The 16,405-nt window shown below is 46.1% G+C and carries 3 protein-coding genes; all 3 read left to right on the top strand.

Annotated features, from left to right (window positions below):
• Window positions 1-17 precede the first annotated feature (17 nt).
• Genes BUA72_RS06640 through BUA72_RS06630 form a run of 3 tightly spaced genes read left to right on the top strand, consistent with a single transcriptional unit; the run spans window position 18 to window position 15,984 of the window.
• Window positions 18-3,671 (top strand): hypothetical protein, encoded by a 3,654-nt coding sequence (locus BUA72_RS06640; protein ID WP_072922268.1) that lies wholly within the window; start codon window positions 18-20, stop codon window positions 3,669-3,671.
• A gap of 32 nt (window positions 3,672-3,703) precedes the next feature.
• On the top strand, window positions 3,704-5,068 hold the full coding sequence (locus BUA72_RS06635; protein ID WP_072922267.1) for a hypothetical protein: 1,365 nt from the start codon (window positions 3,704-3,706) through the stop codon (window positions 5,066-5,068).
• Between the two features lie 17 nt (window positions 5,069-5,085).
• Complete coding sequence (locus BUA72_RS06630; RefSeq protein WP_072922266.1) at window positions 5,086-15,984, top strand: LysM peptidoglycan-binding domain-containing protein; 10,899 nt, start codon at window positions 5,086-5,088, stop codon at window positions 15,982-15,984.
• Window positions 15,985-16,405 lie beyond the last annotated feature (421 nt).

Genomic DNA, 16,405 nt, shown 5'->3' with positions numbered 1-16,405 from the left:
AACCAATACCTATTCTTATGGCACCATCCGAAACAGAGACCCTATTCAGCAATGAAAATTCAGGAAATCCTGCGCTCTATATATGTAATCAGATAGGACAGCACTGGACCGCTTTATTGCTTCCTGATGGATCTGCTTATACCGACCCTACCATCAGCCTGAAAGTGGCTTTACAGCAGCAGGTCTATTTCCTGTTCGCCAAAACAGCCCCCTCTGATGCAAAAACCTTTATTGACACCTACCGGCCTTACCTTTTTAAGTTCCGGCAGAATGTGACGGCCAATCTCACGACAGCATGGCTAACCGACCCTAACAAAACACCCTCCACCCAAAATACAACCGTCCTGAACTTCGCACAATTTGGCCCCACCGCGCCTTTTGTGGTAGGGCAACCATTTACTGTAACCATCGGCAGCGGCTTCGGTACGCTATCCATCCAGAACAATACCGTGATGCAGCTGCAACCGGACGAAGACTCTAATGCTTTACGCCTCACATGGACACCTGGCAACCCTAATATGACCTTTGCCAACAAAGTATTCGGTACCAGCTCTCTGTTCAGAAGCGACATTACCATTCCTTTCAGCGGCCCGGGTACGGGCTCCTTCCGTTTTTTGCTGGGTCTGAATATGAACCTTGACTTTAAAGGATACGGTCTGCAAAACAACTACTACTATGGCGACAGCACAGCACCTTCTTACTTTGCTTATCCCATCCTGCAGACAGGCAGTACCAATGATTATCTCATTACCCAAACCGAAATCGATCTGCTTGATGTAGCCAATAATGACGGACTGAATACCTATTTCGCCATCACCGGCCAGATCTACAATGTGAGTACCAGTAAGACAAGAGCAGCCAGCCTGCCCAGTTACTACGCCATTAATACCGGTTACCCTCTTACCTTATGGCCCGCAGTGGACATGGTAGATTCAGGAGCACCGGTCAATAATCTCTTCCCAACAGACACTAGCGCACGCTTTGTCATATCCCCGCAGGATGCTGCAGGGATCAAATCATTTTACCTGTCGCCCGAGGGAGATTTTTACCTCGACCCAGGCGCATCACAGGCTGCTTTTGCCGATGAAAACGGACAGTACAGCTTACTGCCCGGCCTTTCCGGTACAGAAGTGGTTTCATTTACTCCCTATAAAAACAACGCTGGTAATATCACCGGCGACACCATACGTTTTACCTCAAAACAGGCGGCCTTTGCGGCCAACTTTCCCGGTCAGGAAGTATCCCTCGCCAACCCCGGCACTGATAAACCCGTACTCGACAGTACTTATCTGACAGCATGGGCGAATATCGTAGCTGCCACACCCGGAAATGTGCAGTATGCCTCACAGCCTCAGGGCGCTTCTTTATACGCTAAAGATCATGGGGTGGCATCGCCTAGTAACAATATCACAGGATTTCTCGGCTTTTACGAACCTTCCGTAGATATGCCTCAAACCACTGGTTTTGCAGTACCTATGGCACCTTATCTTGGTGTAAATCCCGTACCTCCACCCAGTGCTGATGGTATTGGCACATTTGAATCCAAGGTACTCAGCGCCGAAAGAAAAACATTGATATCGGCTGCTTTCACTACACCACACAGCAGTAAAAGCAAGGCCAAAAGAGCCATGGCCAAAACTGCAGCTACAGACTATACAGCCTCAACCACTCCACAGGGCCTGGTCGCCAATGTGAGCAACGATGGTAACTGGAGTTTACTGAACCTGGCACAAAATACCGTTAACAGCGGTTCGCCCGAATACCTTAACCCGGAGGGACAAACTCCGGCAACACCTCCACAATACCAGCTCAGCCTCATTAACCTGATGCCTGAAATGCAAAGTGCTTTCCTCACCAACCAGCAATTTCTGGTAGTGACCAATAATCAGTATCTGGGCGATTTGTTTTCAACCATGAATACACCCGGCGGTGGTTCAAGCAGTCAACCTGTGTTCAACAATAAAATGTCCATTGAAGACTGGCCGTTTGATCTGAACGTAGGGACCAGTAATACCTACGCCGATTACAATAATGTATTAATTTTTAAATTCTGCAAAGGCTCCATCATCGACCGGGTAAAAAATCCCAAAGAATGGACCCAGGCCAATGCATTTAACATAGATAAAAACAACACCGATTCCGCCGCTGCTTATAATCAGCTGGTCGCGGTATCATCCTGGCTCCAGACCTATCTTGAAGCAGCCGAAGATGCCTACAATGCAGCACTGGCCGATCCTGCTTCCGGTCAGCTGGAATATTATCAGAAGTTTCACGCCATCATCAATGATCCCAATTGGAATGGTATTCTGGCTTTAAAAGCAACGATCGATTTACAGGAATTCCCGCAACAGTTAAAAGGATTGATCAGCGGTATCAACCTTAAAAACTTCTACGCGCATCATTTTGGAATAGAAGTGAACCGGGTAGATGCTAGCGGTGTGATCACCATGGATCCCGTCAGTTCGCTGTTTGGACTGATCAATTACGTTGATCCCGCTTATGCACAGCAGATATCACAGGGACTGAACCCCAATAAACCGGTACAGCCTGCAGCGGGAGCCACTTACGATTTTAAAGTACTGTTCCTGCAGGTATTATTTGAAAATACCGCCATCAAGGACTTTGCCAGTAAATTACAGCTCACCATGAACAACCTGTTCTCAGATAAAGTGACCAGCACTAACAATCCTTATGGTTCCAATAGCTTGAAAACGGTAGTACTGAACGGTACTTATCAGGATCACAACGGTACTCCGGTCTATGTTTTCGACAATAAAGACGATAATTTGTTCTACTTTGACAGTAATCTGCTGACCAATGTAGAGATCACTAAAATACAATTCAACACCCTCACGACAGATCCTGCAGCACTCGATATACAATCAAGATTTACGATGTGGGGCTACCTCAACTTTGATACGATGATCGCTCAGGCAACCACCCAAGATGGCTCAGACTATCCTTTGGATGCTTTTTCCTTTGGTATCGCATCGAATGATGGCACTCTGCAACGCGGACTCAATTACAGCAATCTGTATGTAAATATGGCCTTTAATCTCAATACGCCAACAGTGACCACTTATGCTTTTGATGCCTCGCAGATCGCGTTTAACTCATCACAAAGCAATGCCAGACTCAACAGTCTTTATCCCAATTTTGCTCTACAGATCAATAAACTGCTGAGCGGTAATGACGACTCGGCGCCGTCAGGTCAGGGCTATTTAAAACTCTCCTTACCCGGCATCAATGCTACAGGAATTACAGGCGATTGGTATGGTCTGCAGATGACCCTTAATATGGGTTCACCCGGCGAGTTGGCCAGTAGTATGGGTTTTAATGCCAGTCTCCTTATCGCATGGAGTCCAGGTTCTAAAATTGCAGCTCCCGGCTATAATGCTTTTGTGGGGATCAAGCTGCCCGGGACTGCCAGCAATGCCAAACTGTTGAGTATCCAGGGCGTATTGAAGCTCGCTATTAATAAACTGAGCCTGCAATATGTAGTGGACCAGCAGTCCTACCTGCTTACCCTGTCCAATATCGCTTTGAAACTACTGGGTATCCTGAAACTGCCACCGGGCGGTAATACCGACTTCCTTTTGTTCGGTAATCCCAATCCCGGAGCTACAGCCAAAAGTCTGGGCTGGTATGCTGCCTATAACAAGAATGTATAAACCTGTTGCTATAAACCTAAAATCGATGTCTTATGGCCCGTATCTTATATTGGAACATTGAAAAGTTCGGAATCAACAAAATAAATGAACCCAGAGCCAAGCGGAAACGGGATGGAACGCTTACGATCCCTCCGCCACAGGCCGGTTACAGAAGAGAAGTGATCCGTACAACCCTTATCCAGAATACTCCCGATATTTTTGTGGTGGTAGAAACATCTACGGGCACAGGCGCTCCCGGTACGCTGATCACAGCAGGTGGGGAGACGGGCAGCCTGTTCCTGCTTCAACAGTTAAGGGCCTGGTTTCCGGCACCCAACGACTGGCGGCTTGTTCCTCCACTCAGACTGGGACAGGGTAATGTACAGGAAGGTATTTCCGTTTTTTATAACCATGCCAATGTACAGTTTACAGGTCCATGGGGCTGGCAGGGCGGAGCTAATCCCTCTGATTCAGTAGCCAATATCGGAGCTGGAAATCTTGTCAATTATGGAATCAACTGGACAGGTGCTCTCCCTCTGGGTAATGCACCCGGTGGAGGAAATCTGATTAATCCGGGAATACCCTACCGTCACCTGGCGGGCCAATGGCAGTTCCACGGACCTGCTGTCGGAGGTGTAGCCCCTGTACTGGATTTTCCGAATGCTTTTAACAGAACTCCTTTTTTAACGACATTCTGGGAACCTGCAAACGGAAGGACGATCAAATTACTTTCCTTTCATGCTTCTCCCAAAAAACAACAGTCGGCAGACGGTACCAACCAGCTTTCCTATATCCAGGAAATGACGACCAACCTTGCCGTCAATGAAGTGGGCGTGATCGTCGGAGACTTTAATGTGGATATTTTTAACACCCATTTCGAGCCTATTGCTTATGATCGGTTACTTAATAACCTTCCCGGAGGTGTCGGCTATACACGCCAGATCAACCCCACACCCAATGTATGGCCGGACAAAGGCTATGTATGCACCATGATCAGATCCCACAACAGTGCAAGACCGTGGCAGACCAACGGATATCCCGGTTACGAGTATGTGATCCAGGATACTTTCTCGAGTGTGGATAATATACTGACCCGATATGGCGGAGGAACAGCTGTCGGACCCGCCGCGAATATCACCATCGTGAACAGGGTAACCGGCACGACGTATAACCGGGATGCACCGCCGATAGTGGGCGCACCGCCGGGAAGCCTGGTATACAATTCTGCTATGGCTTTGAATGCAGGAATGCCTGCGGCAGGATTACCTTCCGCTCTGGCACTTCCACCGGCAGGTCCCGGAGGACATGGCGGTTATGTTAGAGGCAATATAGGGGCTATGACCACTTTTGTTGGCTGGAACAATTACCGAAGGGTCAGAAGTACAAGTGACCATATGGGATTAATTGTAGACGTTTAACCGAATAACTTTTTATTATGAGCTTATCCAAATTAGCTGCTATCTTCAGGAGCCAGGCCGCTGCCAATAATAACAACATTACTATTAACGCAGCATCTTTTACCGATTCGGACCTGATCCCTCAGGCTGGGCTGGACGATCTTTTGTCCAAAAGCTACAAGCTGCCTGTTGATTCGTTTCTGTTGATCGACATCTCCGGTACTTCTATCCCTGAGCCTGGAGAAACATTAACGATTACCAACGCAACGGCGGCCATACTTAATGTAGAAAAGACTAATACTTCCGTCACCCTGACCGTTACAGCGAATGATGCGGATGAAGTTCAGTTTACCATACAGATCAATCTCTCCAACTGGACATTTGCCACAAGCTGGCAGTATATGACCGGCGGTGTATTTGATAATCTTCCTTACACTTCGCCTTCCTTTATTTTCAGTACTAATGAAGTGGCTGCTTTCAAATGGCAGCAACAAAATATTTCATTAACGGAAGGTCAGAACTTTGCAGCACTTATTACCCTGACCAAATGGCTGCAGCCTGTTGTGAATTTCTTTACTTCCTGGACCTCGTCTACACAGCTGGCTCTTGTGGGAAGTATAGATCCTTCACAGGTTAACAATGAAGATATCGTTTATCCTGATCTGGATCTTTTTGTCAATGTAGATGCCACTCTGATATCCCTGGGATTTCTGAAAGTCAGCAACCCTGGTATAGGGTTTCAGATTAAAACAGAAGAAGAGACCATTCCCACCGAACCGGAAGATGAAGGAGATGCATTGCGCCTTGAGTACGAAACGGATGATGGGTTGATGCCAACCGCAGGTGAGACGGAAAAAGTACAGACACCTATACTCTACTTCCGCCTGTTACTGGCGGCTGGCGATGCGATTGTGTTGAATTTTAGTGCAGCCGTTGAATCAGGATCCTCTTCTTTCTTGCTGAATGTAGCTTCCGAACCGGATAAACCCCTTACCCCGCTCAGTTTATTTGGACTGATGGCCGGGCAGAACTGGTTTCAGACGATCCCGCCTACTCTACAGCAATACCTCAACAGTATTGCATTCAAAGGATTTAATACCTCTCTGGATTTCAGCAACGGGCTGAGCATAACCAGCGTATCAGCATATATAGGATCGAATGGCGCATGGACGCTTTTCGATAATTTTGTTATTGAGCAATTCGATGTGAACTGGGTCATCATTGGTCCGGGTACCACGAATGCACAAAGTTTATATTTCAGTGCGAGAGTCAACTTCTTCCCTACTATATTTGTGGGAGGTTTTGATGTGGAAATCACTTCAGATCTGACACTTTCTGCTGCTTTTACGGGATCGGTTACATTTAACAATTTATTATCAGCCATTACAGGAGGAGCTATTAACATCCCTGAAAATTTATTGCTGGTTGAGTTTACCGCTTTCGGTATCAATATGGATATCAACAGTAAGTATTATGAGTTTTATGCCAATGCCAATATTGACATTAATTTCATCACCAATGTTTCGGTAACTGATGGAACCCTGCGCCTGACTTCTTCTTCACCCGCAAGCGGTTCCGGACCAAGTATATTTACCGCTCAGGTATCGGGATTATTTGCCATTGGCAGCCTGCAGCTCAATACGGATGTGAATTACAATTCATCTGACGGATGGAACTTAAGCCTCGCAATGCCTGAAGGCAGTAATTTAAATCTGGGCGAACTCATTAAACAATTATTCCAGACCATCAGTCTGCCTACCAGCTTCCTTCCTGACAGCTTAAATATTACACAATTCTCGCTGAATGCCACCATTCCAAGCGGAACAGGAAAAAGCAGTTATGAAGTAAAAGGAGGCCTGCAATGGATCTTTAATTTCCCGATTATCGATCAGAAAATCAATATTATTGCTAATCTCTGGCTGAAATATGAAGCTGCAAGCAATGATTCTGCCACCGGAAAATACTCCGGCGGTGTATTGGGCAGTGTCACTCTGGATTACTTCAATGCCACTGTCGGCATCAGCTATAATTTCTCCGAAAACAATCAGCAGCTCGCCATTACCTGGGAAGGTTTTACCGCCATGTATGATATAAGCGGACAAAGCCGTACCATTGTTTTCTCCATTAAAAACTGGACTTTGGGCGGATTGATCACTTCTTTCATGAAGATGCTGTTCAACCCTACATTTGAACTCGATGCTCCATGGGATATACTGAACAAAATAAGTCTGGACGGATTCTCGGTGACTTACAACCTCGACACCAAAGACATCAAGGTTACCTACAAACTGCCAAAAACGCTTAACCTTGTATTCATCAATATTAATGGCATCAATCTTACCAAAACCGAGAAAGGAGTATTCATCACCTTCGATGGTAGTTCCGTGGTGCCTTCTATCAACGACAGTAACCTGTTCAAACCTTCCACCGGCGGACAGGACATTCAGAAAATGCCGGAAGTACCGGGACAGGGCAACCAGTATTTTGACCTGCGGCTACTAGCCATGGGTCAGCACGTAGAATTGGTCAATCCAGCCCAATATAATTCCATTAAAGATGTAACCAAGGCTATGCAGGAAGCCTTTACGGAACCTAAACCGGGCACAGTGCCTATAGGACCGGGTTCTGGCAATACCCTGCTGCAGTTCAATGAGGACAGCAACTGGCTGATCGCCACCAATTTTGGGATACTGAATGCAGGCACCAAGGATAAACCGGTATGGACGCTGGATATGCAGGTAGTGTTTAATGATCCTAACCTGTACGGTCTGCGCATCGCCATGGCAGGCGGAAAAGCCAAGATATTCGAAGGACTCGATTTTGAGATCATGTATAAAAAGATCTCCGACTCTATCGGGGTCTATCAAATAGATCTTACGCTTCCTAATGCCCTGCGCTATCTGCAGTTTGGAGCAGTCAATATCACGCTGCCTTCCATCGGTATTGAAATTTACACCAATGGTGATTTCATGGTGGATATTGGCTTCCCTTATAATATGGATTTCTCCCGTTCGTTCACCCTGCAGGCCATTGTGCCGCCGGGTATCCCTGCTATGGGTTCAGGAGGTATATATTTTGGCAAGTTAAGCAGTGCTACGACCAATAAAGTCCCTAAAACCAATTACGGAAACTTTAATCCGGTGATCGTATTTGGGATCGGTTTGCAGGTAGGTGTCGGCTATAGCGTGAATTACGGTATACTCGATGCCGGTTTCAGTATTACCATGTTTGGTATTATTGAAGGGGTGATCGCCGCTTACTATCCGTACAGCGGAGCTTTACAGGAAAGCAATAAGGAACAGGTAGAAACCTCCTATTATTATTACCTGCAGGGTACCATTGGAATTATTGGTAAATTATATGGTTCTATAGACTTCGGGATCATATCGGCCAGTGTCAATATTACCGTCATGGTGTATGCACAGGCTACTTTTGAAGCCTATAACAAAATACCACTGGCTATCGTAGCTTCAGTGGATGTCAGGGTTTCGGCTAAACTGAATCTGGGGATCTTCTCCATTACCATTCACTTTACGTTTACGGCAAAAATCCGCTTTGACCTTACCATTGGGACAGATCAGACTGCCAAAGCGCCTTGGAACAACAATCTTGGAGCTCCACATGCTGCTGCCCGATTATCTTCACCTGCGGCTACTGTACGAATTGCACCTGCCCGCAAGGCAACACCGCTTGATGGTGCTATGCCTGTTGAATTTGCAACCATTGATGCATTCGACGTGACAGAGGAAATCTGGCCTGATCAAATGGTGATACGCCGTTCACCTCATATGCCTATCAACTACAGTTCTGTATTAGCAGCAACTTCTGCGGACAGTCTGCCTACACTGAATCTGTATTTTGTGCCTCACCTGACCGTGGCAGGACCTGAAAACGGCAACCTGAAAGACCAGACCGCACAATATGTAGCGACCCTGTTCACCGATGCACCTGATCCATCGGGTGATGGCAGTGGAACTACGACTTCCTTTGAACATCTGTGCGCCGACTTCTTCCGTTGGCTGGTACTGAACTATATTGACCATACCCCATCACAATCTGCCCGTGCAGAAGTAGATACGGAAGGTATTTCAAAAGCGGATCTTGATGCTTTGATCGCCTTCCTGTCCAGCGAAAGCAATCCTTTCCCTATACCAACCAATGATTTGCTCAGCTTCCTGCAAAACAGCTTCCAGGCAGTGAACGTTCAGTTGCTGGAAAACAATCTGACTGCAGCAGCCATCTTCCCTATGTTCTTTGATCTTGAACTGAAGGTGCCTGATATCTCATTAGACATCCAGTTCAATACTTATAATATGGCTACACAGGAATACCTGTCGGCTGTGAAAGAATGGTTCAATGAACTGGCTGTGAAAGTACAGGAAGAGACAGCAACTGCTGCCCGATTTGCAGTATCCGATCCGCAGCAATGGAGTATGTCTACTTTTGTATTTGAAGATTATTTCGTGCTGTTAGGTAAGCAATTGGCAGGTTATGCATCCGATGCAATGGATAACTTTACCTATCGTCTCAGCAATGGTAACAGCTTATCCGCTATGGTCAACTGGGCTAATGGCATTACCGTAGACGGAACGAGCAATAAGGTTTATGTACAGGACATCGCTACCGCTAATCAGACCCATCCGCTTACCGGTAATAATCCGGTAGTCATAACAGGGATTATGTATGATATTGCAGATGGTGACACCTTCACTTCTGTGGCTGCCATTTATGCCATTACAGCAACCATGCTGATCACAGAGAATGCAGCTGTGCCTGGATTATTGGCACCTCAAACGCTTACTTATAAAGGCAATTCTTATAATGTAAAGGCTACTGATACGATCAATGCAGTAGCGGCCGGATTAAAAACAACGGTAAGTGATCTTGCCGCAGATACCAGTTTCCAAAATACGGCAGTCCTTATAACGGGCAGCTGGCTGATCATTGGTGCTGCTATCTATACCGCTAAAAACGAAGACACCTTTAATGGCATCTGCACTGACGTCTACAAAAAACTCGACGTAAGTGCTTTACTGATGCAAAACCAGATAACCCCAGGATTATTCATTGCAGGTAACAGCTTTGAATATAATACGATCCCATATACTATTGTACCGGGTGATACGCTAACCAGCATGGCCGCTGCTATTTCCATATTAGCAAATGCTACGGTTACCCCTCAGGACCTTGCGGGTAATCTACAGGTACAGGCCCTGCAAGTCCAGCCGCTGGGTCAGGTATTAGTGCAACCGTTTATCCATACTACCATTACCTTCGACGATGCTGCTGAGGCTGATACGCTGGATACATTAGCACAACAATATAATACTACGGCATCCCTGCTGGCTACCAATTACGCCAACCAACAGCAGGACAAATTATTCTACGACGGCGAAGGATATACCAATGCCAATATTCCGGGTCTGCAGTACCTTACCGTAGGAAGCATTCTGGAATATTTTACCGATAATAATTCTTACGGACAGTTGTCTGGTATGGTATCGCGCTATCAATTACACGGTATGCGCCTGCCTACTACTCTTCCGGGACTTACCCTTTCAGCTGGTTCACCTTGTACCGGTTCCAATTGCGCCCTTTATTCATTGACTGGCCAGGAATTTGCCCTGCCGGCTACGATACCTGCAGACTTCTCGATACAGCTGATCAACAACTCATTAAGCTGGCTGCAGTTCAATGGAAAAACAATGAAGGAAGAAGGTGGCAATACCCTCGATATCACGTTAACATCTGACGATCTTAACCAGATCAGTACCCTGCTTACCTATGCACAGGAAACAGGTGTACAGCCGGATGTACTGGAACTAGCGCCTATGCAGCCATTCAACCTGCAGGCGGTGCAATATACCTTCCAGACTACTACGAAATGGCAGACATCCGGAGCATTGAATTTACCTTACGGTTCACCTGGTGACCAAAGCAATGTATCGCCGCTGATCTGGCAGTTCCCTTCCGGTCTGCTCAACCAACTGGCACTGCCTAAAGAGCAAGGCTCAGCGTTCAGCGTTCAGATAGGACAGTACGATGCCGCCAAAGGGGTGATGGATTACTGGCCATCTTCTTACTACGGATGGAGCACGATGGTAGATATAGAGCTTAAACTTCTCGATACTGATTCTACGGCTTCTGTCAATGCTTACAGCTATGAACTTTTGGGGGCAAGTGAGGCAGATGCTACTATTCTGCAACGACTGTTGCTGGCATTAGATCCAAAATCAGCTAACAATAACAAGGATAAGATCGTTGATATACAATGGCTGTATGAAGGCTCAGACGGATTGTTATCTGTCGGCATGGAGCACATGAAAACATTTATTGTACAGGCCAATCTCTCTACCGAAACCAATCCGGATACCTCTGCTCTGAAAATGGCAGCAAGAGAGGAGGATGAAGCAGCGCCTACGACAGGTGTACTGAACAGTATCTACGATTTTATCCGCCTGCTTTGGGAGTGCAGCATTACCCGTTCAGGAGGCTATTACCTGATGTATAACGAAACTGAGGGCAACACAGGTTTCCCTTCCAGTGTATTCGGTAAAGGTGATACAGCTAATGTACGTCTCCTGGTCACTTACAGCAGCCAGTACAACAACAAACCAACTGATTATATGACCTGTGCTGTAACAGGCGATAAGATCGATGCCAACTCCTGCGTGGTCTATGCACAAAGCGAAATGCAGAAAGGACTGTCATACTATGTTAACACTCCTGATGATACGATCGATAGCATTACGGCCCGCTTCAATATACTGCCTGCCGAACTGGCAGAGCTGAATAAAAAAGTAGTCCTCAACACTAAAGCAGATGCAACAAACCCTGCACAATATCCTGTACCTGTTATCACTTTTAACGGATTGGTTGCCGAAGTCGGAACTAACGGTCCCGGCAATTCATTGAGCTCCATTGCGGCTTATTATCAAGTGGATGCAGCGGCTATACAACAGCTCAATCCTGGTATCAGCGATTGGAACAACCTTCCGCTTTGGCAACTCATATTGTTACCTCAGGTACAATATACCATCGGCGGTAAAGCAGGTGCTACCTTCGAAACCATTGCTGCCTATTACTTTATAGACATGGCTGCTATGGCCTGGGCTGCAAGGGATGTGGTGAACATCTTTGTGAATCCTACCACGCTTAGCATCAACGATCAGATCCTGCATAAGGTAACCGCTGTACAGCAAGGTACTGCCGGTTTCGATCTGAACCGCACGAATCCTAACCCTGATCCGGATAAACAACCTAAAGTAACGGATCCTGATTATGCCGAAGTATACCTCAACAATATGTACAACCTTCTGAGTTATCAGGTGGTAGAGAACAGTTGGTTTACGGAAAGTATTGTAGGCTTACCTGCAGGACCTGCCAAGCCACAGACACAGGACGATGTACTGGGTAAAACAGACGACAGCAACGGTGGCGACGATCTGATATGGTATTACAACCAGGTGGTGCCTATTGCCAAGTTCGCTAAGCCTAATGCTTTTATGACCTATCCGGCCGGCTATCCGCAGGAAGATGGTAACCCTTACCGTGGTATCGGTCATCCGGTGCAGGTGCATTTTGACTGGGTAGATTATTATGGCAACCAAACGGTTACTCCATTCAGTGATCCGCAGCTGGATCCTGCCACACCGATCAATAATCCTCCTATCCAGACAGGTTATGTGGATGAACTGAAAGGATTGAGTAAATGGCCAAGTGTGGAACTGAGTTATTTATTTGACCTCGGTACCGATAATCAACCGGAACTGAAACTGGGATTCAACTTCAATACACAACGCTATAACGAATTGCCGGATGTACCGGCAGACCAGCAGCAGGACTGGAAACAGAATGCCGCCAATGATTTACTGACCTACACGAATGTATATTATCAACTGACCCAGTTAAATCCGGTAGATGGTAAGAATACTTTGACTGCGACCCTCAGTACATCGCTTACTCCTGGTAAAACCACCGATTTGTCCGGAGACCAGTTTAACCAGTTATTACAATTTGTAAAAGATATTTATACTTATTTATCGGCACGCAGCCAAGGGAATCAGGGTACGGCTCCGGTTATGAATCCGCTCTCCAGCCCAGTTAATGCAGCAGATATCGACACCCATTCCATCTTGCAGCTCACTGTGAATCTTGATTTTTACCGAGACCTGAATTATGTGAACACAGACTTTAAAGACAGTACTTTGGTCACCCAGGCTCTTACGCAGGTGAAACCGAAAACGATGTCCACAACAGCACAGGACGGCACTGATCCGCAGTACAGTCTGAATGAGTTTGCTGCCCTGTTTGAAGCCGCCTTCTTAAGTGTTGGTAATTACGAACTGAAGATCGCCATCGGTACGAATGCTGCAACAGCAGGCGGTGCCAATAACCAGGCGGTGTTTGTAGTCCGCATGGGCTTAAGATCCGGTCAGGGTATTTTCTGGCAGGTCAATCAGGCAGGTACTTATCAGCTGACGGCCGATTCTATTGCACAGCTGACAGCAGACGGTGTACCGGCCGATGTGACCACTGCGATCAATACGTTGGTTGATACTCTGTATGACAGCAGAGATCTGTTTGACACTGCTTTGCAGCAACAACTTACGGAAGAACAGTTTAATCAGTACCGAATCAACATCTATACGTACAGTTTGCTGAATGCCGTATTCTATGCGCCTAAGCCATTGGCGACAAGTCTTGTTTCCAAAGCCGGCGTGCCTATGTGTGATTATCTTACAGGCCAGGGGCTGGATTGCAGCAAAGGTGAAGTGCAGACGTTTACAGGGATAGATATGGATAACTGGGGCTCACAATCCCTCAATGCCATTGATGTATTCCTGAGCGCAGATTATGCTATACCGGCTTTCCTTGTGGATCAGTTGAAATCAAATGAAGAAAAAACATGGCTGGAAACACAGGGGATTGATGCCAATACTTACCTTCAAGCCATTACCAATGCTAAAACTAAACTGGCCGGGGCTATTGCTTCAGAAGTGGAGCCTGTACTCACAGCACCGTATGTTTTAACTGCATCGGGTGACCATACCAGCCTTGGTAATGCGAAAGATAAATTTGAACAGCAATTGCTCAACCAGCTTGGCAATGCCTACACCGTCAATGCTCTGGTACAATTTGAAGTAACAGCGGAATCTGACTTTGTGGCATCCGGCAGCTATAAAACACCGCCACGCCTGTATGGTACGCCGGTGATCGGTAACAAAACAGATGGGGAAGCAAAAGAATACAGCATTTCCACCTCTAAGATCCAGCTGAATGAAAAGGATGCCACCGATACGGATTCCTTCCTCACCTTCAGCTTTACGACTAAAAATGCGAAGGAATTTACCAGCGTAGATCTGGATATGACGTATGTAGTGACCCATGTGGAATGCGACATCAGTGATGTGGCAGGCATCAACGGCTATCAGGGCTCTAACTGGCTTACCTTTATTATTCCTGCAGATGTTAGCAGTAACAGCAGTACGCTAAAAGAAGCGTCTGTTACCTCATCATCTCTGCAGCAAAGCTTAGGCAACGTAGATATTCCTGTAGTGCTACGAAACTATCCTACACCGCCTACTTTGACCACACAAACAGGCAAAGGCGTATCTGTGGAAGGCGACACGACCAAAACACGTCTGGCCAAAGCATCCGAATGGGACTTTACGTATTCGTATACCGAAGATCAGGCTGCGCAGGACAAAATATTCTCTGATATTGAGTTCAATATGATTCCGAATCCTTCCGCAAAAATGTTCGGAGCACCTTCCCGCGACCTCTTCAGTGACCTGGCACAGTTCGTCACCGTATGGCCACAGGTACTGGACGATTTCAACCGTTATCTGAAACTGATTAATGCTCAATCAGATAACAGCGATACTAATCTGGCGAATGCTTATTATGCATTACAAACGATGGTTACTTTATCCAATAACCTTGCTATTGCCTGGAGTGAATTCAACAGTCTGCTTTTCGGTAACCCTAACAGCAATGGTACTGCCCGGGCCTACGATTTCATCATCCGTCAGACAGATGATACTGATTTCGACAACCGCCTGCTGGTGACCATTGTACCTTCTGTGGATATGTCTGCCAGTGATCTGTTGTTATATCGTGGTACTAAAGCTGTACTGGAAGCAGAACTGCCGCAAACCCCTTACGTAACGATTGACAACTATACAAAAGTGAATGCCACCGATAAGAAAGGCGTGCCTATTCCTAATGCGTATTGGTATCAGGCCGCAGATAAAACCTATCTGTCATGGGAAGAGTCCTTCAATATTCCATCGCGCAATGTCAATGTAGATGCGCTGAATGTTCTACAGTTCCAGTATGCCTGGGCAGGTCTGTCTATTATACGTAACGAGGACCTAGTGCCTTATAATCCGACAGTGAACGACTTTATTTACCGCACTCCGTTGGTAAGGTTCTCCAATAAGCTGATCCCACTGCTTAGCAGCGACGATACGTTTGATATTGCAAGGATTAATAATGATACAGGACTGAACCTACCACTTGCCCAGCAATTGGCCAACTTCTTCAGTACGTTCTTTACGTACGATGAACTGGCAGAGCAATTGGTGAAACTCAGCGTATCATGGAATTATCCTCTGCTGGCCTCATCAGGAGATCTGCTCCCTGCGATAGAACTGCCTGTGTTGCTGGCAGCACCGTTCACTTTCGAGATCCCAACGGATTATGAGATTCCTGCCGGAGGATGCCAGCCGTCTTTCAGCGACTCCGACCCGTTTGTGTGCCGTCTGGCCAATACGCTTAAAACATGGTATAGTCAGCATCAGCCTGTCAACAACGGGGCCTGGCTGCAGATCGATATAGCTGTTTTCTCATCGCTCAGCGAAAGCAAGCTGCCGCTGATAGAGCTTAAAGACGTTATCCTCTATTATAAGAATATTACAGATATGAATGCTTAATAAAGCTTTAATTTCAATATATGAAGTATACCAAAAACCCTTGCTATTGTGAGGGTTTTGGTTTTTATTTACTGATTCTCATGATTTAATACTGAGTAAAAAGTGTGTAGAATGCTTATTTTGTTTGTAGTTATGTTATTTTATTCGAAGTAAAAATTTTAAAGATGAAACGCTTTTAAACACGAATTTCACGAATGGGTTCACAAATAACACTACTTATGCTATGCAAATAAATTTGTGTAATCAGCGGGATCTGTGGGAGATTTTGACGCAAAGTTCTTTTGAAGGTTCTTGATAATTTTAAGGAAAGCAAAGATCGTGGCTAGGCCAGTGATTAAGTTAAGGTTACAACATCTGCTTAGGTTTTAGCATTTTAATAATCGCAAAGAAAAACAAAGGTTTTTTGAAATGAAGCTATTTT

This window comes from Chryseobacterium sp. OV279, from assembly GCF_900128945.1.
GTDB lineage: Bacteria > Bacteroidota > Bacteroidia > Flavobacteriales > Weeksellaceae > Chryseobacterium.
Note: the sequence above shows the minus strand (reverse complement) of the source record. Positions and strands in the feature narration are given on the sequence as shown.

Coding starts and splice junctions, on each gene's coding strand:
- BUA72_RS06640 (WP_072922268.1), top strand. CDS start 18: ATGGCACCATCCGAAACAGAGACCCTATTCAGCAATGAAAATTCAGGA.
- BUA72_RS06630 (WP_072922266.1), top strand. CDS start 5,086: ATGAGCTTATCCAAATTAGCTGCTATCTTCAGGAGCCAGGCCGCTGCC.
- BUA72_RS06635 (WP_072922267.1), top strand. CDS start 3,704: ATGGCCCGTATCTTATATTGGAACATTGAAAAGTTCGGAATCAACAAA.